Annotated in this window: 23 protein-coding genes and 1 other RNA gene; all 24 read left to right on the top strand. The window is 56.4% G+C overall.

Annotation, left to right across the window (positions count from 1 at the left end; all coding sequences use genetic code 11):
- Positions 1 to 300: 300 nt before the first annotated feature.
- Positions 301 to 1,326, top strand: coding sequence for a branched-chain amino acid aminotransferase (locus ACTTKG_RS02900; RefSeq protein ID WP_442672756.1), 1,026 nt, complete (start codon positions 301 to 303; stop codon positions 1,324 to 1,326).
- 90 nt (positions 1,327 to 1,416) lie between these two features.
- Complete coding sequence (locus tag ACTTKG_RS02895; RefSeq protein ID WP_442672758.1) at positions 1,417 to 2,358, top strand: DUF1848 domain-containing protein; 942 nt, start codon at positions 1,417 to 1,419, stop codon at positions 2,356 to 2,358.
- A gap of 60 nt (positions 2,359 to 2,418) precedes the next feature.
- On the top strand, positions 2,419 to 3,279 hold the full coding sequence (locus ACTTKG_RS02890) for a shikimate dehydrogenase (RefSeq protein ID WP_442672755.1): 861 nt from the start codon (positions 2,419 to 2,421) through the stop codon (positions 3,277 to 3,279).
- A gap of 113 nt (positions 3,280 to 3,392) precedes the next feature.
- On the top strand, positions 3,393 to 4,763 hold the full coding sequence (locus ACTTKG_RS02885) for a GspE/PulE family protein (RefSeq protein ID WP_442672754.1): 1,371 nt from the start codon (positions 3,393 to 3,395) through the stop codon (positions 4,761 to 4,763).
- Entirely contained in the window at positions 4,750 to 5,799 is a 1,050-nt protein-coding gene (locus tag ACTTKG_RS02880; RefSeq protein WP_442672753.1) for a type IV pilus twitching motility protein PilT, read from the top strand. The genes ACTTKG_RS02885 and ACTTKG_RS02880 overlap by 14 nt, the downstream gene beginning before the upstream one ends.
- Before the next feature lie 32 nt (positions 5,800 to 5,831).
- Positions 5,832 to 7,028, top strand: a complete 1,197-nt coding sequence (locus ACTTKG_RS02875; RefSeq protein ID WP_442672752.1) for a type II secretion system F family protein — start codon at positions 5,832 to 5,834, stop codon at positions 7,026 to 7,028.
- Between the two features lie 146 nt (positions 7,029 to 7,174).
- Positions 7,175 to 7,579: a competence type IV pilus major pilin ComGC gene (locus ACTTKG_RS02870; RefSeq protein ID WP_442672751.1), complete on the top strand. Its 405-nt coding sequence runs from the start codon at positions 7,175 to 7,177 to the stop codon at positions 7,577 to 7,579.
- Positions 7,580 to 7,581: 2 nt separating this feature from the next.
- Complete coding sequence (locus ACTTKG_RS02865) at positions 7,582 to 8,154, top strand: prepilin peptidase (protein WP_442672750.1); 573 nt, start codon at positions 7,582 to 7,584, stop codon at positions 8,152 to 8,154.
- Positions 8,151 to 8,633 carry a type II secretion system protein gene (locus ACTTKG_RS02860; RefSeq protein WP_442672749.1) on the top strand — a complete coding sequence of 161 codons (483 nt, stop codon included), beginning with the start codon at positions 8,151 to 8,153 and terminating at the stop codon, positions 8,631 to 8,633. The genes ACTTKG_RS02865 and ACTTKG_RS02860 overlap by 4 nt, the downstream gene beginning before the upstream one ends.
- Complete coding sequence (locus ACTTKG_RS02855; protein WP_442672748.1) at positions 8,630 to 9,016, top strand: TolQ protein; 387 nt, start codon at positions 8,630 to 8,632, stop codon at positions 9,014 to 9,016. Before ACTTKG_RS02860 ends, ACTTKG_RS02855 begins: the two co-directional genes overlap by 4 nt.
- A gap of 76 nt (positions 9,017 to 9,092) precedes the next feature.
- Positions 9,093 to 9,590: a PilW family protein gene (locus tag ACTTKG_RS02850; RefSeq protein ID WP_442672747.1), complete on the top strand. Its 498-nt coding sequence runs from the start codon at positions 9,093 to 9,095 to the stop codon at positions 9,588 to 9,590.
- A 19-nt stretch (positions 9,591 to 9,609) separates the two neighbouring features.
- On the top strand, positions 9,610 to 10,080 hold the full coding sequence (locus ACTTKG_RS02845; protein WP_442672746.1) for a transcriptional regulator: 471 nt from the start codon (positions 9,610 to 9,612) through the stop codon (positions 10,078 to 10,080).
- Between the two features lie 16 nt (positions 10,081 to 10,096).
- Positions 10,097 to 11,263 carry a PilN domain-containing protein gene (locus ACTTKG_RS02840; RefSeq protein ID WP_442672745.1) on the top strand — a complete coding sequence of 389 codons (1,167 nt, stop codon included), beginning with the start codon at positions 10,097 to 10,099 and terminating at the stop codon, positions 11,261 to 11,263.
- A gap of 20 nt (positions 11,264 to 11,283) precedes the next feature.
- On the top strand, positions 11,284 to 11,799 hold the full coding sequence (pilO, locus tag ACTTKG_RS02835) for a type 4a pilus biogenesis protein PilO (RefSeq protein ID WP_442672744.1): 516 nt from the start codon (positions 11,284 to 11,286) through the stop codon (positions 11,797 to 11,799).
- Between the two features lie 117 nt (positions 11,800 to 11,916).
- A complete protein-coding gene (gene aroC, locus ACTTKG_RS02830) occupies positions 11,917 to 13,071 on the top strand; it encodes a chorismate synthase (RefSeq protein WP_442672743.1) in 1,155 nt (384 codons plus the stop codon).
- Position 13,072: 1 nt separating this feature from the next.
- Positions 13,073 to 13,603 carry a shikimate kinase gene (locus tag ACTTKG_RS02825; RefSeq protein ID WP_442672742.1) on the top strand — a complete coding sequence of 177 codons (531 nt, stop codon included), beginning with the start codon at positions 13,073 to 13,075 and terminating at the stop codon, positions 13,601 to 13,603.
- On the top strand, positions 13,596 to 14,693 hold the full coding sequence (aroB, locus tag ACTTKG_RS02820; protein ID WP_442672741.1) for a 3-dehydroquinate synthase: 1,098 nt from the start codon (positions 13,596 to 13,598) through the stop codon (positions 14,691 to 14,693). Before ACTTKG_RS02825 ends, aroB begins: the two co-directional genes overlap by 8 nt.
- A gap of 130 nt (positions 14,694 to 14,823) precedes the next feature.
- Positions 14,824 to 15,024: a cold shock domain-containing protein gene (locus ACTTKG_RS02815; protein ID WP_006190995.1), complete on the top strand. Its 201-nt coding sequence runs from the start codon at positions 14,824 to 14,826 to the stop codon at positions 15,022 to 15,024.
- Positions 15,025 to 15,461: 437 nt separating this feature from the next.
- Positions 15,462 to 16,007 carry a ribosome hibernation-promoting factor, HPF/YfiA family gene (gene hpf, locus ACTTKG_RS02810; protein WP_442672740.1) on the top strand — a complete coding sequence of 182 codons (546 nt, stop codon included), beginning with the start codon at positions 15,462 to 15,464 and terminating at the stop codon, positions 16,005 to 16,007.
- A gap of 136 nt (positions 16,008 to 16,143) precedes the next feature.
- A complete protein-coding gene (locus ACTTKG_RS02805; protein WP_442672757.1) occupies positions 16,144 to 16,974 on the top strand; it encodes an undecaprenyl-diphosphate phosphatase in 831 nt (276 codons plus the stop codon).
- A 12-nt stretch (positions 16,975 to 16,986) separates the two neighbouring features.
- Positions 16,987 to 17,739, top strand: coding sequence for an exodeoxyribonuclease III (locus tag ACTTKG_RS02800; RefSeq protein ID WP_442672739.1), 753 nt, complete (start codon positions 16,987 to 16,989; stop codon positions 17,737 to 17,739).
- Between the two features lie 264 nt (positions 17,740 to 18,003).
- On the top strand, positions 18,004 to 18,606 hold the full coding sequence (locus ACTTKG_RS02795; protein WP_442672738.1) for a 3D domain-containing protein: 603 nt from the start codon (positions 18,004 to 18,006) through the stop codon (positions 18,604 to 18,606).
- 113 nt (positions 18,607 to 18,719) lie between these two features.
- Complete coding sequence (gene priA / locus ACTTKG_RS02790; protein ID WP_442672737.1) at positions 18,720 to 21,131, top strand: replication restart helicase PriA; 2,412 nt, start codon at positions 18,720 to 18,722, stop codon at positions 21,129 to 21,131.
- 98 nt (positions 21,132 to 21,229) lie between these two features.
- Positions 21,230 to 21,380: a transfer-messenger RNA gene (gene ssrA / locus ACTTKG_RS02785) on the top strand; the annotation flags it as partial.

Raw genomic sequence — 21,380 nt, 5'->3', positions numbered from 1 at the left:
ATTGGGCAACGGCTCGTATGCGAAAACGTCCCAAGAATGCAAGCGCGAAGCGCGCTGCATGTTTGGTCGACGCTGACCGCCATAGAACCAGCGCATTTGTGAAAATCTGGGCGACTTCATTTTCTCAGCCTTTCCTTGAAAAAGGGATTGACGGCGCAAAAACTTCGATGTAGTATAGGCTTTATAGAATTACAGAAGGATAGTTGCGGCTGTGGATGGAGATTCTTCCTGAAGAAGCAGATGTCTTTTTGTTGGTTCGGAACGATGTGCGTCTGCGGTACGGATTGAGGAGGAATCATCGTGGAAAAGAAGGATATGGATTGGAGCAATTTAGGTTTTTCCTATTATGTGACGGAACAGCGCTATGTCGCTCATTATAAAAACGGCGCTTGGGACGAGGGCGGACTTACGGGCGACGATAAGATCGTCTTGAGTGAGGATGCGGGTGTTTTGCAGTATTCGCAGTCGGTTTTCGAAGGGCTTAAGGCGTATACGACGGAGGACGGCAGGACGGTTTGCTTCCGCCCCGATCTCAATGCGCACCGCATGTATGAGTCTGCCGAGTATCTTGAGATGCCGCCTTTCCCCGAGGCGCGTTTTTTGGATGCCGTGCAGCAGGTTGTCAAGGCAAACGAAGCATGGGTGCCGCCTTACGGAAGCGGTGCGTCGCTCTACATTCGTCCGTATATGTTCGGTTCCAGTCCCGTCATCGGCGTTGCTCCGGCAGACGAGTATCAGTTCCGCATCTTCGTCACGCCGGTCGGTCCCTATTTCAAGGGCGGCGTGAAGCCGCTGACGGTCAAGATCAGCGACTTTGACCGCGCCGCGCCGCACGGTACGGGGCACATCAAAGCGGGGCTGAACTATGCGATGAGTCTGCATGCCATCATGACGGCGCATCGTGAAGGCTTCGCCGAAAACATCTATCTCGATGCGGCGACGCGCACGAAGGTCGAGGAGACAGGCGGCGCGAACATCATCTTTGTCGATGCGGACGGCAACCTCGTCGTACCGAAGTCGCCGAGCATTCTGCCGTCGATTACGCGCCGTTCGATCACTTATGTGGCGGAGCATTATCTCGGTCTCAAGGTTGATGAGCGCGAAGTGCTTTTCTCCGAGGTGCCGCGCTTCAAGGAGTGCGGACTCTGCGGCACGGCGGCGGTCATTTCGCCCGTCGGCAAGATCAACGATCATGGCAGGGAGATTTGCTTCGCCAGCGGTATGGAAAAGATGGGGCCAATCATTCAGAAGCTCTACGATACCTTGACGGGCATCCAGATGGGACATATCGAAGCGCCTGAGGGTTGGATTTACGAGATTAAATAAGAATTGTGCAGCGAGTGTGCGGGTCGCATACGAGAAGTCGGGCGGGGAATTTTCCCGCTCGGCTTTTTTATGAAAGGAAGGGGGTGCGTGATGATTTTGAACACGGGAAGCCGTACGGACATCCCCGCGTTTTATGCCGACTGGTTCGTGCGGCGCTTGCGTGAGGGATTTGTCATGGTGCGAAGCCCTTATGCTCCGCAGCGTATTACGCGCTACATTCTCGATCCTTCGGTCGTCGATCTCATCGTATTCTGTACGAAGAATCCCGCGCCGCTTCTCGTGCATCACAATATGCTCTCGCCGTTTCGCCAGTTTTGGGGCGTGACGATCACGCCCTACGGATCGGACGTCGAGCCGCAGACGCCGCCTGTGGCGGCAGTGATCGAGAGTTTGCGCGCCCTCTCCCGCATCGTTGGCAGCCGCGCCGTGCATTGGCGCTATGATCCCGTGCTGATTACCGAAACGTATACGCTGGATTTCCACAAACGCGCCTTTCGTCGTATGGCGGAGCAGTTGGCGGGCGCGGTGAAGAACTGCGTCGTGAGCTTTGTCGATCTCTATAAGAATACGCAGAGAAACTTTCCTTCCGTGCGAGAGGTCGCCGCAGAGGAGCGTCTTGCCCTCGGCGAGACGCTCGCCGCTGTCGGACGCGCGTGCGGCATCAAGGTGCGCACTTGCCTTGAGGGCGAGGATCTCGCGCGTTTTGGCATAGATACGTCGGGCTGCATGACGCAGGCAGTTTTGGAAGAAGCCTGCGGCTGTCGGTTCCATGTGCCGCGGCTGACGTTGGCAAGGAAGGGGTGCAGCTGCCTCCTTGGCAACGACATTGGCGCCTACAATACTTGTGCGCATTTCTGCCGCTACTGCTACGCCAACGCGAGCGCCGCCGCTGTCCGCAGAAACCGCGCCCTGCACGATCCCGCCTCACCGCTTCTCGTAGGAAGCATAGAGCCGGGAGATCGCGTGCAGGCGGCGCATCAGGTATCGTATGTGATGAAGAATGAGCAGATGGAATTGTTTTCAAAAAACTAGGGCGAATCCCCTATTGTGGGAAAATGTCCCTTTTGTTACAATAATAAGGAGAATATAAGAATGTTTACAGGAAAAACAAAGAATCTTGCTGTGATCGGTTCACCGATTGAGCATTCGATGTCGCCGGCGATGCAGAATGCGGCGATTCAAGCAGCGGGACTGGACTTTGCTTATGTCGCCTTGCATGTTCTGCCCGAGGTTTTGGCTGATGCTGTGCGTGGTTTGCGCGCATTGGAGTTTCGCGGCTTCAATGTGACAATTCCACACAAGTCGGCGATTTTGCCGCTTCTGGACGAAGTGGATGAAGCGGCGCGTGTTGTCGGTGCGGTCAATACGGTCGTGCAGGAAGCGGGGAAGCTCAAAGGCTTCAATACAGATGTTCAGGGCTTTGTCGGCGCTCGTGAGATGCGCGGTTTTTCTCTTCGAGGGAAAAGCGTCGTGATCTTTGGCGCAGGCGGCGCGGCGCGCGCCGCGCTCTATGGCTTGCTGCGCTCGGGGGCGGCAAGAGTCACGCTCGGCGTGCGAAATCCAGAGAAGGCACGATCTTTGGTGCAGGAGTTCTGTCCATACGGTGAGATTTGCGTTTTCGATTGGCATGATGCAGCGTTTGCCAAGGTTGTAGCGGATGCGGCGCTCATCGTTAATACGACGCCGCTCGGCATGGCGCCGCGCACGGATGAGATGCCGCCGGTTCCTTGGGCGGCGGTGTGCGCCGGGACATTTTTCTATGATATCATTTATACGCCGCGAGAGACGAAGTTTTTGCAGCACGCAGCAGCGCTCGGCTGCCCGACGCTCAATGGCGAGGCGATGCTTGTGGGGCAGGGGGCGGCGGCGTTCTCCCTATGGACGGGGAAAGAACCGGATCTTTCCGTGATGGCGCATGCTTTGCACGAAGCGCTTGGAGAGGGAGAACTGTAATCGCTGCATTCGTCGGATGCGTTTTGTATCCGGCGGCGACAGGGAAAAGTAAGAAAGTCAGCACGAAAGCCGAAGCAAGATGTTTCAGGGGGAAGTCTTTTGGAGGCTCGGAGATGCAAAGGACGGCAGAGGATTCGTATCAGATGCTGCTCCATCGTTTGGTGCAGAGCGTACGCGGCAAAAGCGCGGGTCAGGCTTTGCTGCATCCGGACGATTTGGGGCGCGTGCCTGTCGTGGAGTTCGTCGATCACATGATCGCAGAGGCTCTGCGGTTGCGGGCGAGCGACATCCATATAGAGCCTTACCGGGAATCTGTCCGCATTCGTTACCGTGTTGATGGAAGATTGTTGGAAACGCATGCACCTATCCCGTGGGAGGTTCATGCGTTTTTGCTTGCGCGATTGAAAGTCATGGCGCATTTGGACAGCGTAGAGCGGCGCACAGCGCAGGATGGGCGCATCTCTTACGTGCCGCCTGCGGGCGGTTCTGTCGTCGATCTGCGACTGGCTACCTTGCCGCTTTTGGCAGGGGAGAAGGCTGTTCTGCGCCTGTTGAATCGTTCGCATGAGCTGCTTTCCATAGAGAATCTCGGCTTTTCTGCGCGAAACGAGGCGCTTTTTCGACGTTTTTGCCGTATGCCCGACGGCATGGTTTTGATTGTGGGACCGGTCAATTCGGGCAAGACGACGACGCTTTATGCGGCTCTATCTGAGATCAATACGCCTGAACACAACATTATGACGATAGAGGATCCGCCCGAGTATCAAATCGAGGGAATCAATCAGGTACAGGTGAACAGGAAAACGGGCATGACCTATGCGGCGGGGCTTCGTGCTATGCTGCGCTCGGATATCGACGAGATCGTGCTCGGCGAGATCCGCGATGCGGAAACGGCTGAGATGGCGGTGCGTGCAGCTTTGACGGGGCATCTGCTGTTTTCTACGATGCACACGAAGGATGCGGTCAGCGCTGTCTTGCGTTTGCTCGATATGGGCGTGCCGGCGTATCTTCTGGCGGCGGCGGTTTCGGGGGTCGTCGCGCAGCGTTTGGTGCGCCGCCTTTGTCCGCATTGCCGCGAGCCGTCCGAGGAGACGTTGCCGGCGTGGGCGCAGGGGGCGTCGAAAGAGCGTGTGCAGCTCTGGCGTGCGGTGGGCTGCGAGATTTGCGGCGGCACGGGCTTCTTGGGGCGATTGGCTTTGCACGAGATGCTGGCGGTCGATGCGCCGATGCAGCAGGCGATCCTTGGACGGTCAAGGCTTGCGGAGCTGCGCGAAGCCGCTCGCCGACAGGGGATGAAGATGCTTGCGGAGGACGGCGTGGAAAAGGCGCGGCAGGGCTTGACGACGCTGGCAGAGGTGGCGCAGGTGCTTTACGGCGAGGACGGCGCGTCGGATCTTGCCGAGATCTGCTGCTTTGATGGAGATGATGCAGGGGCGTCAGAGGCGCATATACCGCAGGGAAGGTTCGTCTATGGAAGCGGCTGACCTTGTGAACATCTTCACCGAAGGCTGCGTGCGCGGGGCGTCGGATATTCATCTCGCCGCCGGACAGCGCCCGTTTTTGCGGCTCGACGGTGAGATGATGCCGCTTTCGGAGGATTGCCTGGCAGAAAATGCGTTGGAGAATTTCTTCGCCTCTGTTTTGACGGAAAAAGAGCGTATGCGGCTCAGCCGAGAAAACAGTTTGGACGTTTCCTTTACGCTTGCGGGACGGCGCTGTCGCGCTCATGCGTACCGCATGGGCGGATCGACGGCTCTTGCCCTGCGGCTTTTGCCGCGCGAAATACCGCCGCTTGCGGATCTTGGCGCACCGCCTGTAGTCGAATCACTTCTTGCGGCGCGAGACGGGCTGATCCTCGTCGGCGGACGCACAGGCTCGGGCAAGTCAACGACGCTTGCCGCTTTGATCGAGGAGATGAATGTGCGTCGTGCCGCGCATATCGTCACGCTTGAAGATCCCGTCGAGTATGAATTTTTGCCGAAGCGCTGCTTCATCAGTCAGCGTGCGCTCGGCAGGGATTTCGCTTCGTTTCCGGCGGGGCTTCATGACGCCCTGCGCGAGGATCCCGACGTGATTTTTATCGGCGAGCTTCGTGAGGCGGAAACGGTGCGCATCGCTCTGCAGGCAGCGGAGTCGGGCTGTCTTGTGCTCGCGACGCTGCATACGAGGGATGCGGCAGAGGCGGTTCTGCGCATCGAGGGAATGTTTCCGGGAGAGGAAGCGCAGATGCGCAGCCAGCTTTCGTTTGTGCTGCGCGCTGTGTTGTCGCAGCGCCTTCTTCGTGCGGCTGCCGGCGGTCGCGTCTTGGCGACCGAAGCGCTCGTCGCCGTACCCGCCGTGCGCAATCTCATTCGCACGGGCAAGGTCGCACAGATCCGAAGTGCCGTTCTCGCGGGCGGCGCTTCGGGGATGCAGACGATGGCGCAGTCCGTCGAGGCTCTGCTTTGCGCACAAAGGATCACGCGCGAGGTCAAGGAACAGGCGCTTGCTGATCTTGACGGCGTCTTGCGCGAGAGGTGACGGGGAGCCGATCAGAAAAAGGAGGGGGCGGTATGGCGTCCTTTGCTTATACGGCGCGGACGGATGCGGGGGAGCTACGGCGCGGTGAGATCGAGGCGGCGTCTTGTCTAGAGGCGGCGCGGCGCATACAGGCGCATGGGTTGTTTGCGTTGACTCTGCGGCGAAAGTTCGCGCTGCATCTCGCGTTTCAGCGCATGTCGAGACGCAAATATTGCATGGTTTTTTGCCGTGAGCTGTCGTTGATGATGGCGGCGGGTCTGCCTGTAAGTGAGAGCCTGCGGCTTCTTGCAGCAGGTGCGCCGAAGGAACGGCGGGGGATGCTCTCGGATATGGCGCATCGCATGGCGGCAGGCTCGACGCTTGCAGCGGCGATGGCACGCCATGCGGAAGTCTTTCCCGCAGCGCTTTCTGCCCTCGTCCGAGCAGGAGAGATGGGCGGCAGCTTGGAGCCGCTTTTAAAGCGTCTTGCCGATAGAGAGGAGCGGAGCTGGCGCGTGCGTGAGAAGCTCCGTACGGCGTTGGCTTATCCGACGATTCTTTCATTTGCGGCCCTGGTCGCCATGAGTTTCATTTTCCTCTTCGTGCTGCCGAATTTCGTGCATATACTCGATGGGCTTGCCGTCGAGCTGCCGCTGCCGACACAGCTTGTTTTGGGTCTTGGCATGTTTTTTGAGGCGCACGGTATGGCTGTCTTTTTCTTTTTGCTTTTGCTGCCGTTCGTGTGCGTGCTCTTGCGGCGTGAGAAGCGGCTGCGCTTTTGGCTGGATCGCTTTTTGCTGCGCGTGCCTTTTTTCGGCAGACTGCGCATGGATTTGGAACTTATGACGCTTTTTGATACGCTTGCCGTTCTCATGGAAAGCGGCTGCGCATTGCATGAGGCGTTTGTGATTTCCGAGGGGGTGTTGCAGAACAGCTTCCTCGCGGCGGTGTTTTCCAAGGTGAAGCGCGAGATCGAGCGCGGCGGTGCGCTCGCTGTTTCTATGGCGGCAAGCGGCGTGTTTCCGCCGCTTGCCTTGGAGCTTTTGTCTACGGGGGAGCAGACGGGCGAGCTTGCGGCGATGCTCGAAAAGGCGGCAGATTTCTGTCGTTTTTCCGGTGAGCTGCGTGCAGAACGCATGGAAGCTCTGCTGGAACCGCTGCTCGTGATCTTTTTGAGCGCAGTCGTCGGCACGATCGTGCTTTCCGTCGCGCTGCCGCTTTTGGAGATGATCGGTTCTTACGGATATTGACCATAGGAATGGGAGGACAGCGGATGCGTGAAAGTGTGTACTTGCAGGAGAACAGAGAACGAGAAAATGCAGAAAAATGTGCGCTGGCAGAAGGTCGACCAGCGATGCTCCAATGGCTCCGAGACATGCAAAAAAGGAGCCGTCCGTTGGATGAAGCGGGTTTTACTCTTTTGGAGATGCTGCTCGTTATCTGCATCATCGGCGTGCTTGCCGCCGTCGCTGTGCCGAAGTTCGCGCAGTCTATGACGCTTGCGAATACGTCGAAAATCCAGACGGATCTCAGTACGCTTAATACAGCGGTGGGGCTTTATCGCGCGGAAAAGGGCATCGATCCGAAGAATCTGGAACAGCTCAAGGACTATATTGTCAATCTTGACGCATTGAAGCCGCCGTCGGGCAGTTACTTTCTGCGCGACGGAAAGGCGGCAGAGACGACGGATGCAGGCTATGTGCTGACGAAGGGAGCGGATGGCGAAACGCAAGCGACGCTTGACGGGCACCGCTTGCAGGATTTCGGCAGGACGGAGAAAAAAGAGGCGTCGGGGGGCTGACGATGGGCGGTTTTCAGCGCGTAAAGCCGTTGGCTTTGCGCGGCAGAGCGGCTTTCGTCGGCGGACTGCTTGGCGCAGCCGTTTTGCTGTGGCAGACGTATGGTTTCGGCAGGGCATTTTTTATACAATGGATATTTTTCGGCTTTCTTTGGCTCATCGCTCTGTTGGATTGGCGGGATGGTTTGATCTATGATCGTATCGTTGCACCGTTTGGCATGATAGGCGTTTTCCTCGCTGTACTTTTCGGCACTCTGCCGCTGGAAAATGCTTTATTCGCCGCCGTTTTGGCGGGAGGCGGTCTGTATTTTCTGCGCTTTGCATCACATGGCGGCATGGGCGGCGGCGATGTGAAGCTCGCCTTTTGTCTGGGGTTATGGCTGGGGATTGAGGGCGTTGCAGTCGCGCTTTTTCTCGCTTTTTTGAGCGGCGGCATCCTCGCTTTTTGTCTGCTGCTCTCGGGTCGGGGAAAGAGACATAGCCGGATTGCATTTGCGCCTTTTCTTGCTTTTGGCGCGATGTCTGCGGCGCTTTTCGCCGATTCTTTGCTCGCTTTTTACTGGGGGCTGCTGCGATGAAGGAGGCGGGTTTCACTCTTTTGGAGATACTCCTTGTATGTCTCGTGCTGGCGCTCATCGCTGCGCTTTCTCTGCCTGTCGTGCGCGCGACGGAACGTGTGCGCTTGGAGCGGGAAGCGGCGTTTTTGGCAGGGAATTTTCGCTATTTGCAGGAGATTTCGCGCACGGAGCGTACGCCGGACGGCAAGGGTGAGTGGCGCGTACGGCCGAAGCTCGTCGTCGAGGCGCATCGCTGCTATTTTCTTTTTCCCGAAGTGCAAGGCGAGCAGATGGTACACGATTTTCCCGAAGATATTGCAGCGGCGCCGCGCACGCTAAGTCCACAGAAAGCGACAGCCTATTATTTTTATGCTTCGGGGGATCCGGGCGGGGAGAGCGCCTTGGGGCAGTCGGTCGAGCTGCAGTCGCTGCATTATTCGCTGGATGTGATTATTGATGAGGCTGGGCGTGTACGTACGGAAAGCCGGTGGCTGCCATGAAGAAAACCGTGCTGGGTGAGGATGGATTTCTGGCGGCAGAAGCGGCATTGCTGGCGCTGCTGCTGCTTTTTGCCGCACTGTCTCTGGCAGCCGTGGAGCGCTCCGCGCACCTCTTGGCGCAGAGCGAGGCGGAGACGAGCGCGATGTTTTTGGCAGAAGGCGAACTGGCGCGGGCGGAACAGTTGGCAGGCGGAGCTTCACTGAACGCGCCTTTACTGCGCGAAGTGGAGGAAAATGGCAGAGAATTTTCTCTTAAGACAGAATTTTTAGAGGAAAACGAGGACTATGCGTCGGTTTGCCTGGCAAGAGTTCGTGTCGTGTGGATAGAGGAAGGAAAAGAGCGGGAGTTTTTCCTGCAAAGGACGGTGCGTCGTCATGGCTGACGGGAATTTCTCGTTTGCATGGGCAAGAATGTGCCGAAAATGCCGACTTTCGGCTCGCTCGAATGAGGGCGGCTATATGCTGCTGGAAGTTTTGGCGAGTTTGCCCGTTTATCTGGCGCTTCTCATCAGTTTTTTTGCCGCGTGGATGTTTTTTCTCAAGAGTTATGTTCTTCTTATGGGAGATTGGGAATTACAGCAGGAGATGCGTTTGACGCTGGAACGCATTGCACAGGATGCGGCTTCGGCGACGTACATCGAGGTGAAGGAGCCGCGCGCAATCTATGTCGAGAGGTATGTCAAAGGAGAGAAGTGCTCGGTGGACTATGCGCTGCGCGAGGGAAAGCAGGATATGCCGCCGTACATCAGCAAGAAAGTCAGCGGCGGACCTTATGGCTATTCCGTGCCGCAGCCCATGACAGGCGGACGCAATATATTCGGCAATCTTGCCGTCGTCGACTTTTTCTGCGAGGAGAAGGATGGACTTCTTTTTCTTCGTTTGACGGGGGAGAATCGGCGAACGAAGAAGCGCATCAACTTTTCGACGGCTGTTCCCTTGCCGAAAAAGAACGAATAGATGAGCGAGGAGAGGAAACGTGACAAGGTTCGATGAATGCGGCATGGCATCTGTCATGGCGCTCGCAGCGGTCTTACTGATGCTTTCCGGCACGGCGACGCTGTTCATACTCTCGGGGCACAACCGTCTTGCCGCGAAAGAGGCGGTGCAGACGATGCGTCTTTTGGAAGCGTCGAGAAGCGCTGTACGCATGGAAGCGGCGCGACTGGAAGCGGATGCACAGGCACGCCGACAGCTTGGCTCAAAAGAAGTGCAGGGCGTATCCGGCACTGTGCAGGGAGACGGCGTCTGCTATCGTGCCGCCGCTGTACGGCTTTCGGAGGCAGGTGCAAAGAAAGCGGAGTATCGGCTGACGGCGATGAGCTGGCAGACAGCGGCGGAGAAAGCGGATCCGATGAATACGGCAGCCGTCGGCGGCAAGCGTTCGTATGCGGCGGCGCTCTATCGCTTGGAGGGAGAGCGCATGGTGTTTGTTCGTTGGGAGAAGTGAGAGGCGGTGCGATGGTTTGTTCAAAATATCGGAAAAGTTCCATGCACTGTTTCATGTGCCGTGGACAAAAACCGTGGGAGTTTCTGTGCATGAGGGAATGCTTCATCTCGTATGCTTCGAAAGGGAGACGGCGCTGTGGCAGATGAAGGAGACGCTGCACATTCCCCTGCGATGGGAAGAGACGGACGCTTCGTTTTGGTGTGAGACGGCTGCCGTCCTTCATGTCGCTCTTGCAAAACGCGGTTGGGAGAAGAGCCGCATTGCCCTTTGTCTGTCTGAAAATCAGGTTTTTTCCTATACGAAGGAGTTTCCGCCGCTGTCGGTTAAGGAAATGAAGAAAGCGGCGCGTTGGGATATGCTTGCGAGCCTGCCGGCATCTGAGGCGGAAACGGCGTATTGTATGGATTTTGTACTGATCGCGGAAGGGGAGCTTCTTCTGGCGGCTTTGCCGCGCGAGAAGGCGCAGAAACTTCATCAAGCCTTTTTGGAAGCGGGACTGTGTCTTGCTTCTCTGTGTTTTTTGCCGCCGGCTGTCTTGCAGACGGCAGGCGTTGCCGTGGCGGACGTGCCTTTTTTGGGAGCAGACTTGCTGCAGGATGAGGATTTTGCCGCTTTTGCGGCGGCAGTTGGACTTCTTATGCCGCAGAAGAAGTACGCGGAGCTGCTGCCCGCACGCTTGCGTCCCGATCTTTGGGCGGTCGGCAGGATCGCCGCTCTTTTTGCGGCGCTGTTTTTCCTTTGTATGGTGTTGATCTATGGCTGGAATATATGGCGGATTCATGAATTGCAGGAAGAAGAGCGGCAGATTGCGCAGGCGATGGTGTTGCTTTCGCCAGAACGACAGCGAATGGAGAGGGAGCTGCAGGAAGGCGGACGGATCGCTGAAAAAGAGCGGCAGCTTCTTTCTTTGGCGAAAGGCGCTGTGCCGTGCCGCAGTTTGCTCGTGCATTTCGGCACGCGCACCGTCGAGGGGGCGTGGATTCGCGAGCTGCGCGTCGTCGATGGGCACGTGATCGAGATCGAAGGTGCGGCGACGAGCTACGATGCTTTGGCGAACTTCGTGCGCTCCTTGGAGACGGATCGCAGCTTCTTTACTGCCGCGCCGCTGCTGAAAAGGTCGGAACTGCGGATGGAAACGGCGGGAAAGCCGCTCGTGTATTTCTCGCTGGAGCTGAAGATTTAGGAAATAGGGGAGGGGAAGAAATGCGTCCGATCATGCTTTTGCCTATACTTTTTGCGTCGTTGCTGCTCGGTGCGGCATTTTTCCATATATGCTATGCGCCGCAGCGTGCAGAAATCGCAAGGATTGAATCCGAGATTCGGGAGGAACGGGAGTCGCTTGTGCGCGTGCAGAATTTTATGAATGCAAGCGATGCTCATACGCATGAGGAAGCGCTTGCCGCACGCGGCGCTGCTGCCGAGAAGCGTCTGCCAAAGAGCATGGGGCAGGGCAGTTTCCTCGAACTTTTGGAGCGCGAGGCGCAGCATGAGCAGTTGACGCTTGCCGCTGTCGTTCCGGGGGTGACGGCAAAGGAAAGCGGCGCTCTGCGGTTGCCGCTTGAGGTGGAAATCGACGGTGACTATTTTCATTTGCTTGCCTTTTTGAAGGAGTTGGAGAAAAGCGAACGCTTTGTGCGCATGGAAAATGCGGAAATTCACAGCGACGACGGCAGACTGCATGTGAAGATCCGCCTTTCCATTTTTGCGGAAGAAGCATAAGCGTCCTCTGTGCAGACCTTTTAAGACTTGCATAGGGGACGCTTTTTATTGTAGACTAGGAAAGGTGGAAACTTCGTATCCATCGAATTTACGTTTGGATGAAAGTGGGAAATCATATTGGGTGCATTGCGTTTTTTGACGGCGGGCGAGTCGCACGGCCCGTCTTTGACAGCTATTTTGGAAGGGATTCCGGCGGGGCTTTCGCTGGACGCGGGGAAAATAAACCGCGAGTTGGCGCGTCGGCAGCAGGGGTATGGACGCGGCGGACGCATGAAGATTGAAACGGATACAGTGCGCGTTCTTTCGGGCGTGCGTTTTGGTGAGACGCTCGGCTCGCCGATCACACTCTCCGTAGAGAATCGCGATTGGCAGAACTGGCAAGAGCGCATGGCAGCGTTCGGAGAACCGCAGGGGGACAAGGTCACGGCGGCGCGTCCCGGTCACGCCGATCTCACGGGTGTTCGAAAGTACGCGCGCGAGGATGTCCGCGATATCTTGGAGCGCGCCAGCGCGAGAGAGACGGCGATGCGCGTCGCCGTCGGCGCTGTGGCAAAGGAGCTTCTTTATGCACTCGGCGTCACGGTCGAATCCGCTGTGCTCGACATCGGCGGCGTCACTGCCGATGCCGCGAAGCGCGAAGCGGGTGCGGCGCACAAGGCGGCGTCGGATTTGAACTGTTTCGACGAATACGCCGAGGAGAAGATGAAGGAGAAGATTCGTGCTGCGAAAGAGGCGGGCGATACGCTCGGCGGCATCTTCGAAGTGCGTATTTCAGGCGCACCGCTTGGACTCGGCAGCCACATCCAGTGGGATAGAAGGCTCGACGCGCGTCTTGCCGCCGCCATGATGTCGATTCAGGCGATCAAGGGCGTCGAGATCGGCGCGGGCTTTGGCTATGCCGCGCTTTCCGGCAGCGAGGCGCACGACGAGATGTTCTGCGGCGAAAACGGTGCAGTGGTTCGCAGGACGAACCGTGCAGGCGGTCTTGAGGGCGGCATGACAAACGGCGAGGACATCGTTGTTCGCGCCGTCATGAAGCCGATTCCGACGCTGATGAAGCCGCTTCATTCCGTGGATATTGCAAAAAAGGAGCCTGTACTCGCCTCAAAGGAGCGCAGCGACGTCTGTGCTGTGCCCGCTGCCTCTGTCGTCGGCGAGGCGATGGCGGCTTTTGTGCTTGCCGAAGCGTTCGTCGAGAAGTTCGACAGCGACAATCTGCGCGATATGCAGGCGAACATCGCAGCGTACAAGAAGCGCACGGAGGAGGCGTGAGATGAAGAACGTCGTATTGATCGGCTTCATGGGTACGGGCAAGACGAGCACAGGACGCGCTCTCGCGCATCGGCTCGGCAGAGCGTTCGTTGACCTTGACGCAGAGATTGAAGCGGCGGCGGGCCGCTCGATCCCCGAGATCTTCAAGGCAGACGGCGAAGCGGCTTTTCGAGCCTTGGAAAAGTCTGCGGTCAAGCGTGTGGCGGATCGCCGCGCCCTCGTGATCGCGACGGGCGGCGGCACGGTCAAGGATGCGGCGAATGTGGCGGCGCTCAAGAAGAGCGGCGCGATCATCTGTTTGACGGCGTCCATTGACGCCGTACTCGCACGCACGGCGCATGTAGGCGCTCGCCCCGTGCTCGATCAAAAGGATGCAGGCGACCGTCGCCGCGCTGTGGAAGAGCTTATGGCGGAGCGCCGCGATCTTTACGCTGTCGCGGACTACAGCGTAGACACGAGCGAGCTTTCGCCGCTGCAGGTGGTGGATGACATCGTCGGCTATTTGAAGAGAGAAGGTGTTTTTCGTGCGTGAAGCGCATAAGGTGCGCGTAGAACTCGGCGCAGCAAGTTACGACATCTTTCTCGGCGAGGGTCTTTGCCCCGCACTCTCCGCTTTCGTAAAAGAGCAGAATTTTTCGCGCAAGGCGCTCATCATCTCCGATGAGAACGTGGGGAAGATCTACGGTGAAGGGGTGGCGAAAGCCTTGCGCGAGGTAGGTCTTTGTCCGGAGCTTCATCTCGTGCCGGCGGGTGAAGGCTCGAAATCGCTTGCCGTCGCAGATGAAATCTTCACACATGCCATCGAACTGGGGCTTGACCGCCGCTCGCCGATCTTCGCTTTGGGCGGCGGCGTCGTCGGCGACCTCGCCGGCTTCATCGCTGCGGCGTACATGCGCGGCGTGCCTTTTGTCCAGCTGCCGACGAGCCTTCTCGCGCAGGTGGATTCGAGTGTCGGCGGCAAAGTCGCCGTCAACCACCGTCTCGGAAAGAACCTCATCGGCGCCTTCTATCAGCCGGCGGCTGTTTTTGCCGACTTGGCAGCTTTCGCTACTTTGCCCAAACGTGAAATCTGCACGGGGCTCGGTGAGATCATCAAGTACGGGATCATTTTCGATGCGGATTTTTTTGCATGGCTCGAAGAACATGCGGCAGATGCGCTCATCCTTTCGCCCGAGGCGGCGCTCACTATGGTTGCGCGTTCGTGCGAAATCAAGGCGGATGTTGTAGCGAAAGATGAACGAGAGAGCGGTCTGCGCCGCATCTTGAACTACGGGCACACCATTGCCCATGCGATTGAAAAGGAAACGGGCTATGTGCGCTACAATCACGGAGAAGCCGTCGCCGTCGGCTCCTTAGGCGCAGCCTATATCAGCGAGGCGCTCGGTCTGATTGAAGCTTCTGTCGTCGAGCGCGTGCGCCGACTGACGGAACGCCTCGGACTGCCTTTGATAGCGGAGGGATGTACGGTCGATGGTCTTTATGCGGCGATCTTCCACGACAAAAAAACAGTTGACGGCAGAGTTAACTGGGTATTGATGGAAGATATCGGCAAAGTGCGCGTGCAAAGTGATGTTCCGGAGAGCATCGTGCGCATGGCAATGGCGCGTTGCTTAAAAAAATGAGAAATTATTTGCCCTCAGCATGTGTCATTGCCTTCTATTTTATTGACAGATTAAGCGGTAGGGTCTATAATGAAATTGCGTGAGTATCAGGCGCGGTTCTGCAACACACCAAGAAACAGGAGGAATTACTATGGTTGGTAAGGTCAAATGGTTCAGCGCAGAAAAGGGCTATGGTTTCATCGAGAGGGAAGACGGCGATGATGTTTTTGTCCATTTCTCTGCAATCCAGGGAGATGGCTTCAAGACGTTGGCTGAAGGACAGGGTGTCGAATTCGAGATTGTCGAAGGCGCGCGCGGTCCGCAGGCTTCCAATGTTGTGAAGACTGCGTAAGCTACACGCACAAGCGTTCATTTTATGGACATTGTGCGCCGCCCCTACCTGAAAAAACAATCGGTCTGTATTCTTTGGACTTGGATTCTTGGGTTTTCATGGTAAAGCAGACAAAAGTATCATGTACTTTCCTGAGAGAACGCAAACTGAACCTCGCGTTTTCTGAAGTTTGGCAAAGGCCGGCTCCATTTGGAGTCGGTTCTTTTGTTCTTGCGGGGAATGTCTTTGACGAGGGAGCTTTCTCAAAGCAAGCTGCTTTCATTCTTGACTGATCTCGTGAAAATTTTCAGAAAGATTCTTTCCAGAAGAAGGGTTTTTGTGGCGAAGAGAGAATATATACAACATAAACTTGTTGGACACATTTTGTGTCCACTCGCCTTACATGAAAGTGCCAATCGGACCTTCATCGTAAGAAACAGGAAAGGGGACATGTCACTATGGCAACATTCACAGTACGAGGGAAAAATATTGAGATCACCCCGTCACTCAAGGATTATGTCGAGAAACGTGTCGGCAAAATCACGAAGTATTTTGATGAGGTGGGCGAAATCTCAGTGCTCCTCACAGTTTCTAAAGGACGCCATATTGTCGAAGTCACTGTGCCCATCCCGGGCGGCGTGCTGCTTCGGGGCGAGGAAGCTACGATGGATATGTATACATCCATCGACCTTGTCGTCGAGAAGCTTGAGCGTCAGATTCGCAAGCAGAAGACGCGGCTTGCCAAGCGTTTCCGCGGCGGCGGCTTCAAAGAAGAAGCTGTGCAGCAGCTGGGCGCCATTCCCGTGCAGGAAGAGGAAGGCGAATTCCAGCTTGTCAAGACGAAACGCTTCGTCGTGAAGCCGATGGATGTGCAGGAGGCAATCATGCAGATGAACCTTCTGAATCACAACTTCTTCGTGTTCCGCGATGCCGAATCGGAAGAGATCAACGTCGTTTATCGCCGTACCGATGGCAAATACGCTCTGATCGAGCCGGGTAATTGAGTTTTGTGTTCTTTCGCCCGCCGGCGCTTTGTGTCGGCGGGCTTTTCGGTTCCAACGATGCGGCACCTGTGGTATAATATTCCCATTCAATATCTCATAGGAAGATTTAGGGGGCTTTTGTGTGGATTTAAGTATTATGGAGCTTTTGAAAACGGTGGTTTTGGGCATTGTCGAAGGTCTGACAGAGTGGCTGCCGATCAGCAGCACGGGGCATATGATCCTCGTCGATGAGTTCATCAAGCTTGACGTATCGAAGTCCTTTATGGACATGTTCCTCGTCGTCATACAGCTCGGCGCCATCCTTGCCGTCGTCGTGCTGAACTTCGAGAAGCTCAATCCGTTTTCGAGCTGGAAGTCAAGCTGGGAGAAGCGTGATACATGGCGGCTCTGGTACAAAGTCATTCTCGCCTGCGTGCCGGCGGCGGTCATCGGACTCTTGTTCAACAAGTTCATGGAGGAGCACTTCATGACGGCGCCTGTCGTAGCGGCAACCTTGATCTTCTACGGCGTCATGTTCCTCGTCGTCGAAAGCTACAACAAGCGCCGCACGCCGCGCGTGCGCGAGATCGAACGGCTCGACTACAAGACGGCGTTCATCATCGGTTTGTTTCAGGTGCTGTCGCTCGTGCCGGGTACTTCGCGCTCGGGTGCGACGATCTTGGGCGGCATCCTCTTCGGCACGTCGCGCTATGTGGCGGCGGAATTCACATTCTTCCTCGCGATTCCCGTCATGTTCGGCGCGAGCCTCCTGAAGATGGTCAAGTTCGGCTGGCATTACACAGGCAGCGAGATCCTGATTCTTGTCGTGGGCATGGCGACGGCATTCGTCGTGTCGATCCTTTCGATCAAGTTTCTGCTGCGGTACATCAAAAACAACGATTTCAAGGCGTTCGGCTGGTATCGCATCGTACTCGGCATCATCGTCGTCCTCTATCTCTACTTCGTCGGCGATCCCGTGCAGGGGTAAGGGGGGAATATCATGCGTTTCGTATCATGGAATGTCAACGGGCTTCGCGCTTGCCTCGGCAAGGGCTTCATGCAGTCGTTCAAGGCGCTCGATGCCGATGTCTTTGGCGTGCAGGAGACGAAGATGCAGCCTGGACAGGCGATCTTGGAACTTACGGACTACAAGCAGTATTGGAACAGCGCCGAGAAGAAGGGTTATTCCGGCACGGCGGTATTCAGCCGCATCGAGCCGCTTTCCGTAAGCTATGGCATCGGCATCGAAGAGCACGATCACGAGGGGCGCGTCATCGCGCTGGAGTTTGACGATCTCTACTTCGTGACGGTCTACACGCCGAACTCTCAGCGCGGGCTTGAACGGCTCGCCTATCGCATGACGTGGGAGGAGGCGTTCCGCGACTATCTTTTGGCGCTCGACGCGAAGAAGCCCGTCGTCGTCTGCGGCGACCTCAACGTGGCGCATACGGAGATCGACCTCAAGAATCCTAAGACGAATCGAAAGAACGCGGGCTTTACCGACGAGGAACGAGAGAAGATGACGCAGCTTCTCACAGCGGGCTTCACCGATACGTTTCGCGCACTCTATCCGGACAAGACGGGAATCTATACATGGTGGTCGTATCTCCGCAAGGCGCGTGAAACGAACGCAGGCTGGCGCATCGATTATTTTCTCGTATCTGATCGCCTCGCACCGAAGATCAAAGAGGCGACGATTCACAACGAGGTATTCGGCAGCGACCATTGTCCGGTGGGTCTTGTCTTGGGGTGAGAGGGAACTGCGCAGGAAAACGTTTGTCTGTCATATTCGAGATCGGGATATCTCCGGCGTAAGCATGGCTTATGTGTACATGGTGCTTTTTATCTCGTATGAGCTATCGCAGGGGAGCGTCGCTTATTATTTCTTTGAACCCTTGGTATTTCTGGGTTTGCGCATAGTTGTCATAAGTCGTTGCAATATGCTATGGACAAATGGTCATTTTTTTTGATATAATAAACTTGTGAGAAAATTAGTTTTTCTGTGAGGTGACGTCTATTGAGGAAAACGGTGATTTTTTCGTTCGTTTTTTGTCTCTGTCTTTTGCTGACAAGTGCAGCGGCGTTTGCTGGCGGATTTCTTGTCAAGGAAGGAATGCGGGGAGACAGTGTGCGTGCCGTACAGAAGCTCTTGATTGCGCACGGCTATCTTGCAGATGGTGAAGCTGACGGTGTATGCGGCAGGAAAACGACGGCTGCCATCACGAAGTTTCAGCAGGAAAACGGTTTAGAAGCCGACGGCGTATGTGGCCGTCTGACCTACAAAGCTCTTTCGGGCGGAGAGGAGCCGCCGGCAGCGGAGCCGGCGCCCAATCGCGGCGGCGGACGTTCGTTGCTCGTTTCGGCGACAGCATACAGCCGCTTCGACCCGGGTTTGTCGAATCATACGGCGAGCGGGACGTTGGTCAGAAGAGGTGTGATCGCTGTGGATCCGTCTGTTATTCCGATGGGTACGCGCGTATTTATTCCGGGCTATGGCGAGGCTATAGCTGAGGATGTCGGCTCAGCGATTCGCGGCAATACGATCGATATCGCTTTTGATACGGCGGAAGAAGCGATCCAGTTCGGTCGTAAGACTGTCGAGATTTTTATCATGGACTGAGAGAGAGTCATCGTTTTCGTCGATGAACGTTTGCCGTGAGGCAGTGAGTGAAAGTTGGCTTTCGGTGCGAAATGTTCGCGCTGAAAGCCTTTTTCTTCTTGGAGGCGAGCATTTTGCGAAGAGCGGAAGTTTTTGTCAATATTCCCGTGAAAAGCATAGCGAAGGCGTACAGCTACGCCGTGCCCGACGAGATGTCCTTCCTTGCGGCCGGCTGGCGTGTATTTGTGCCCTTTGGCGGACGAAGCGTCGAGGGATTCGTTCTTGCGGTTCATGACGAAGAAGTTGGGCGCTGCGCCTACGATTTGAAGGCGATCATCTCTGCTGTGGATGAGGAAGCGTGGTTTACCTCTGAGATGATGGAAGCGGCGCACTGCATCGCAGACTTTTACTTGTGCGCTCCTGCCGAAGCGATGCGTTTATTTATGCCCGGAAAGAGTGGTTTGAAGATCGAGGTGGAATATGAGGCGATCGAGGGGGCGGAACCGCTTTCTTTAAGCATCGAGGCGCGGCAGATTCTTCAGTACTTGCAAAAAAATGGCGCGGTAGAGATGCTTGCTCTTCAGAAAGCATTCTCTGCGTTTTCTGCAAAAATTCCTGCAATCGTGGCGCGGTTTATCCAGCAAAAGGCTGTGCGAAAGCTCTATCGAGCGAAGGCGCGCGACAGAGCGCGTTATGAAAATGTTCTGTCGCTTGCACGGCCTCTTGATGATGAAATGCTCGTGCGTTATCGAAAGCGACATGCACAGAGACGTCTGTTGGAGCTGCTTGCCGCCGAAGGGCAGCAGAGCGACGCCGCGCTGCGCAGGAAGGGCGTCTCTGCCGCCGTGCTTCGTGCCGTGCTGGAATCCGGCGATGTGAAGAGTGAGAAGCGGCGCATTCTGCGCGACAGCTACGGCGGCATGACGGGATTTGCCGCATCTTTCGATCTGACGAAGGAGCAGCAGGCGGCAGTTTCAGCTGTATGTCCTTATATCGAACGCTGCGAGTACCGTGGTTTTCTGCTGCAGGGTGTGACGGGCAGCGGCAAGACGCAGGTCTATATCGAAGCGGCGGCGGCGGCGCGAAAGGCGGGGCGCAGGGTCATCGTGCTTGTGCCGGAAATCGCCTTGACGAGCCAGATCGTCCTCGCCTTTAAAGGCTCTTTTCCGGAGGATATCGTCGTCATGCACAGCCAGCTTTCGCTCTCTGAGAGAAACGACGCGATTTTCCGCGTGCGGCGCGGTGAGGCGGGCATCGTCATCGGCGCACGTTCGGCGCTCTTCACGCCCGTTGAGGATGTCGGGCTTATCATCATGGATGAGGAGCAGGACATGTCCTACAAGCAGGACGAAGCGCCGCGCTATCACGCGCGGCCCATCGCTGAAGCGATGGCGAAAATCCATCGCGCCGTGCTGCTTCTGGGCAGCGCAACGCCATCTCTTGAGACGGCGTACCGCGCGAGATGCGGAGAACTCACGCGCCTTTCCATGCCTGAACGCATCGGCGCGAGGCCCTTGCCGCGTGTCGAGTGCGTCGATATGCGCGAGGAGCTGCATCATGGCAACCGCAATATCATCTCCGCACGTTTGCGTCGCCTTATCGAAGAGACGATGGCGAAGAAGGAGCAGCTCATTCTCATGCTGAATCGCCGCGGTTTTTCGACTTTCGTCATGTGTCGTTCGTGCGGCGCCGTCGTCAAATGCCCGTCATGCGGCTTGCCTCTCGTCTATCATCGAAGCGGCAGGCTCTTGTGCCACCATTGCGACATCGAGCAGGCGTCGCCGCTCCTTTGCCCCGAATGTGCCAGCCCTTATATCAAATATTTTGGTTCGGGAACGGAAAAACTCGAAATGGAGCTAAAGGCGCTCGTGCCTGCGGCACGCATCGTGCGCATGGATCGGGATACGACGACAAGGAAGCTCGCACATCAGGAAATACTTACAGCTTTTCGCGAGAAGCGGTATGACATCCTGCTCGGCACGCAGATGGTCGCCAAGGGGCATGACATCCCGGGCGTCACGGCGGTCGGCATTCTCAGCGCCGATTCGAGTCTCAACATGCCCGATTTTCGCGCGGCGGAGCGATGCTTCATGCTCATCACGCAGACGGCGGGGCGTGCGGGTCGAGGCGATGCTTCGGGGCAGGTCGTCGTGCAGGGCTACAGCCCTGAGCATTATGCGGTGCAGGCGGCGATCAAGCAGGATTACGAGGCGTTTTATCGGCAGGAGATCGCCATACGGGAGCAGCTTTTCTATCCGCCGTTCAGCCGTCTCGTCAAACTCATTGTGCAGCACGAAAAGGAAGAAGCGGCACGTCAAGAAGCGTGCCGCATACAGGAAAATTTTCTCACCGCTTTTGCAGGGCGAACCGGCCAGCAGATCATCGGTCCTGCGCCCGCTTTGATCGCGCAGTTTCGCGGCGTCTATCGCTTCGTGCTTCTGATCAAGACGGCAGATCTGGCGGTTGTGAGAGATTTTCTGCGCGGTGAGGGGCTTGATACAAGAAATGACGTGCTTATTGATGTTGATCCGATCATGACGATGTGAAAATCCTTGCAAAATCTTTGGAAAGGATGTATACTATATGTCTTAGCTGGGATAGATCTCAGGAATCTTTCCAGCGAACGCTTCATGCGCATACCGACGGGGACGTAAAGGTTTCGACGGGGGTAGATGGTGCATGGGCAGCGAGCCGGGGGGTCATCATCCCATCAGTAAGGTGAAACTTTTATTTAAATATAAAAGCAAACGAAGACTACGCTCTGGCGGCTTAACGCCAGCCTCTGTTCGCTTGGC

It is taken from the genome of Selenomonas sp., assembly GCF_052169755.1.
In the GTDB taxonomy this organism is placed as follows: Bacteria; Bacillota; Negativicutes; order Selenomonadales; family Selenomonadaceae; genus Selenomonas.
Note: the sequence above shows the minus strand (reverse complement) of the source record. Positions and strands in the feature narration are given on the sequence as shown.

Bases quoted from the DNA above. Each gene is read 5' to 3' on its own strand.
- ACTTKG_RS02885 (WP_442672754.1), top strand. From the start codon at position 3,393: ATGCAAAGGACGGCAGAGGATTCGTATCAGATGCTGCTCCATCGTTTG.
- ACTTKG_RS02880 (WP_442672753.1), top strand. From the start codon at position 4,750: ATGGAAGCGGCTGACCTTGTGAACATCTTCACCGAAGGCTGCGTGCGC.
- ACTTKG_RS02800 (WP_442672739.1), top strand. From the start codon at position 16,987: ATGCGTTTCGTATCATGGAATGTCAACGGGCTTCGCGCTTGCCTCGGC.
- ACTTKG_RS02895 (WP_442672758.1), top strand. From the start codon at position 1,417: ATGATTTTGAACACGGGAAGCCGTACGGACATCCCCGCGTTTTATGCC.
- pilO (WP_442672744.1), top strand. From the start codon at position 11,284: ATGCGTCCGATCATGCTTTTGCCTATACTTTTTGCGTCGTTGCTGCTC.
- ACTTKG_RS02825 (WP_442672742.1), top strand. From the start codon at position 13,073: ATGAAGAACGTCGTATTGATCGGCTTCATGGGTACGGGCAAGACGAGC.
- ACTTKG_RS02850 (WP_442672747.1), top strand. From the start codon at position 9,093: ATGCTGCTGGAAGTTTTGGCGAGTTTGCCCGTTTATCTGGCGCTTCTC.
- ACTTKG_RS02865 (WP_442672750.1), top strand. From the start codon at position 7,582: ATGGGCGGTTTTCAGCGCGTAAAGCCGTTGGCTTTGCGCGGCAGAGCG.
- ACTTKG_RS02875 (WP_442672752.1), top strand. From the start codon at position 5,832: ATGGCGTCCTTTGCTTATACGGCGCGGACGGATGCGGGGGAGCTACGG.
- ACTTKG_RS02890 (WP_442672755.1), top strand. From the start codon at position 2,419: ATGTTTACAGGAAAAACAAAGAATCTTGCTGTGATCGGTTCACCGATT.
- ACTTKG_RS02805 (WP_442672757.1), top strand. From the start codon at position 16,144: ATGGAGCTTTTGAAAACGGTGGTTTTGGGCATTGTCGAAGGTCTGACA.
- ACTTKG_RS02860 (WP_442672749.1), top strand. From the start codon at position 8,151: ATGAAGGAGGCGGGTTTCACTCTTTTGGAGATACTCCTTGTATGTCTC.
- hpf (WP_442672740.1), top strand. From the start codon at position 15,462: ATGGCAACATTCACAGTACGAGGGAAAAATATTGAGATCACCCCGTCA.
- ACTTKG_RS02815 (WP_006190995.1), top strand. From the start codon at position 14,824: ATGGTTGGTAAGGTCAAATGGTTCAGCGCAGAAAAGGGCTATGGTTTC.
- ACTTKG_RS02855 (WP_442672748.1), top strand. From the start codon at position 8,630: ATGAAGAAAACCGTGCTGGGTGAGGATGGATTTCTGGCGGCAGAAGCG.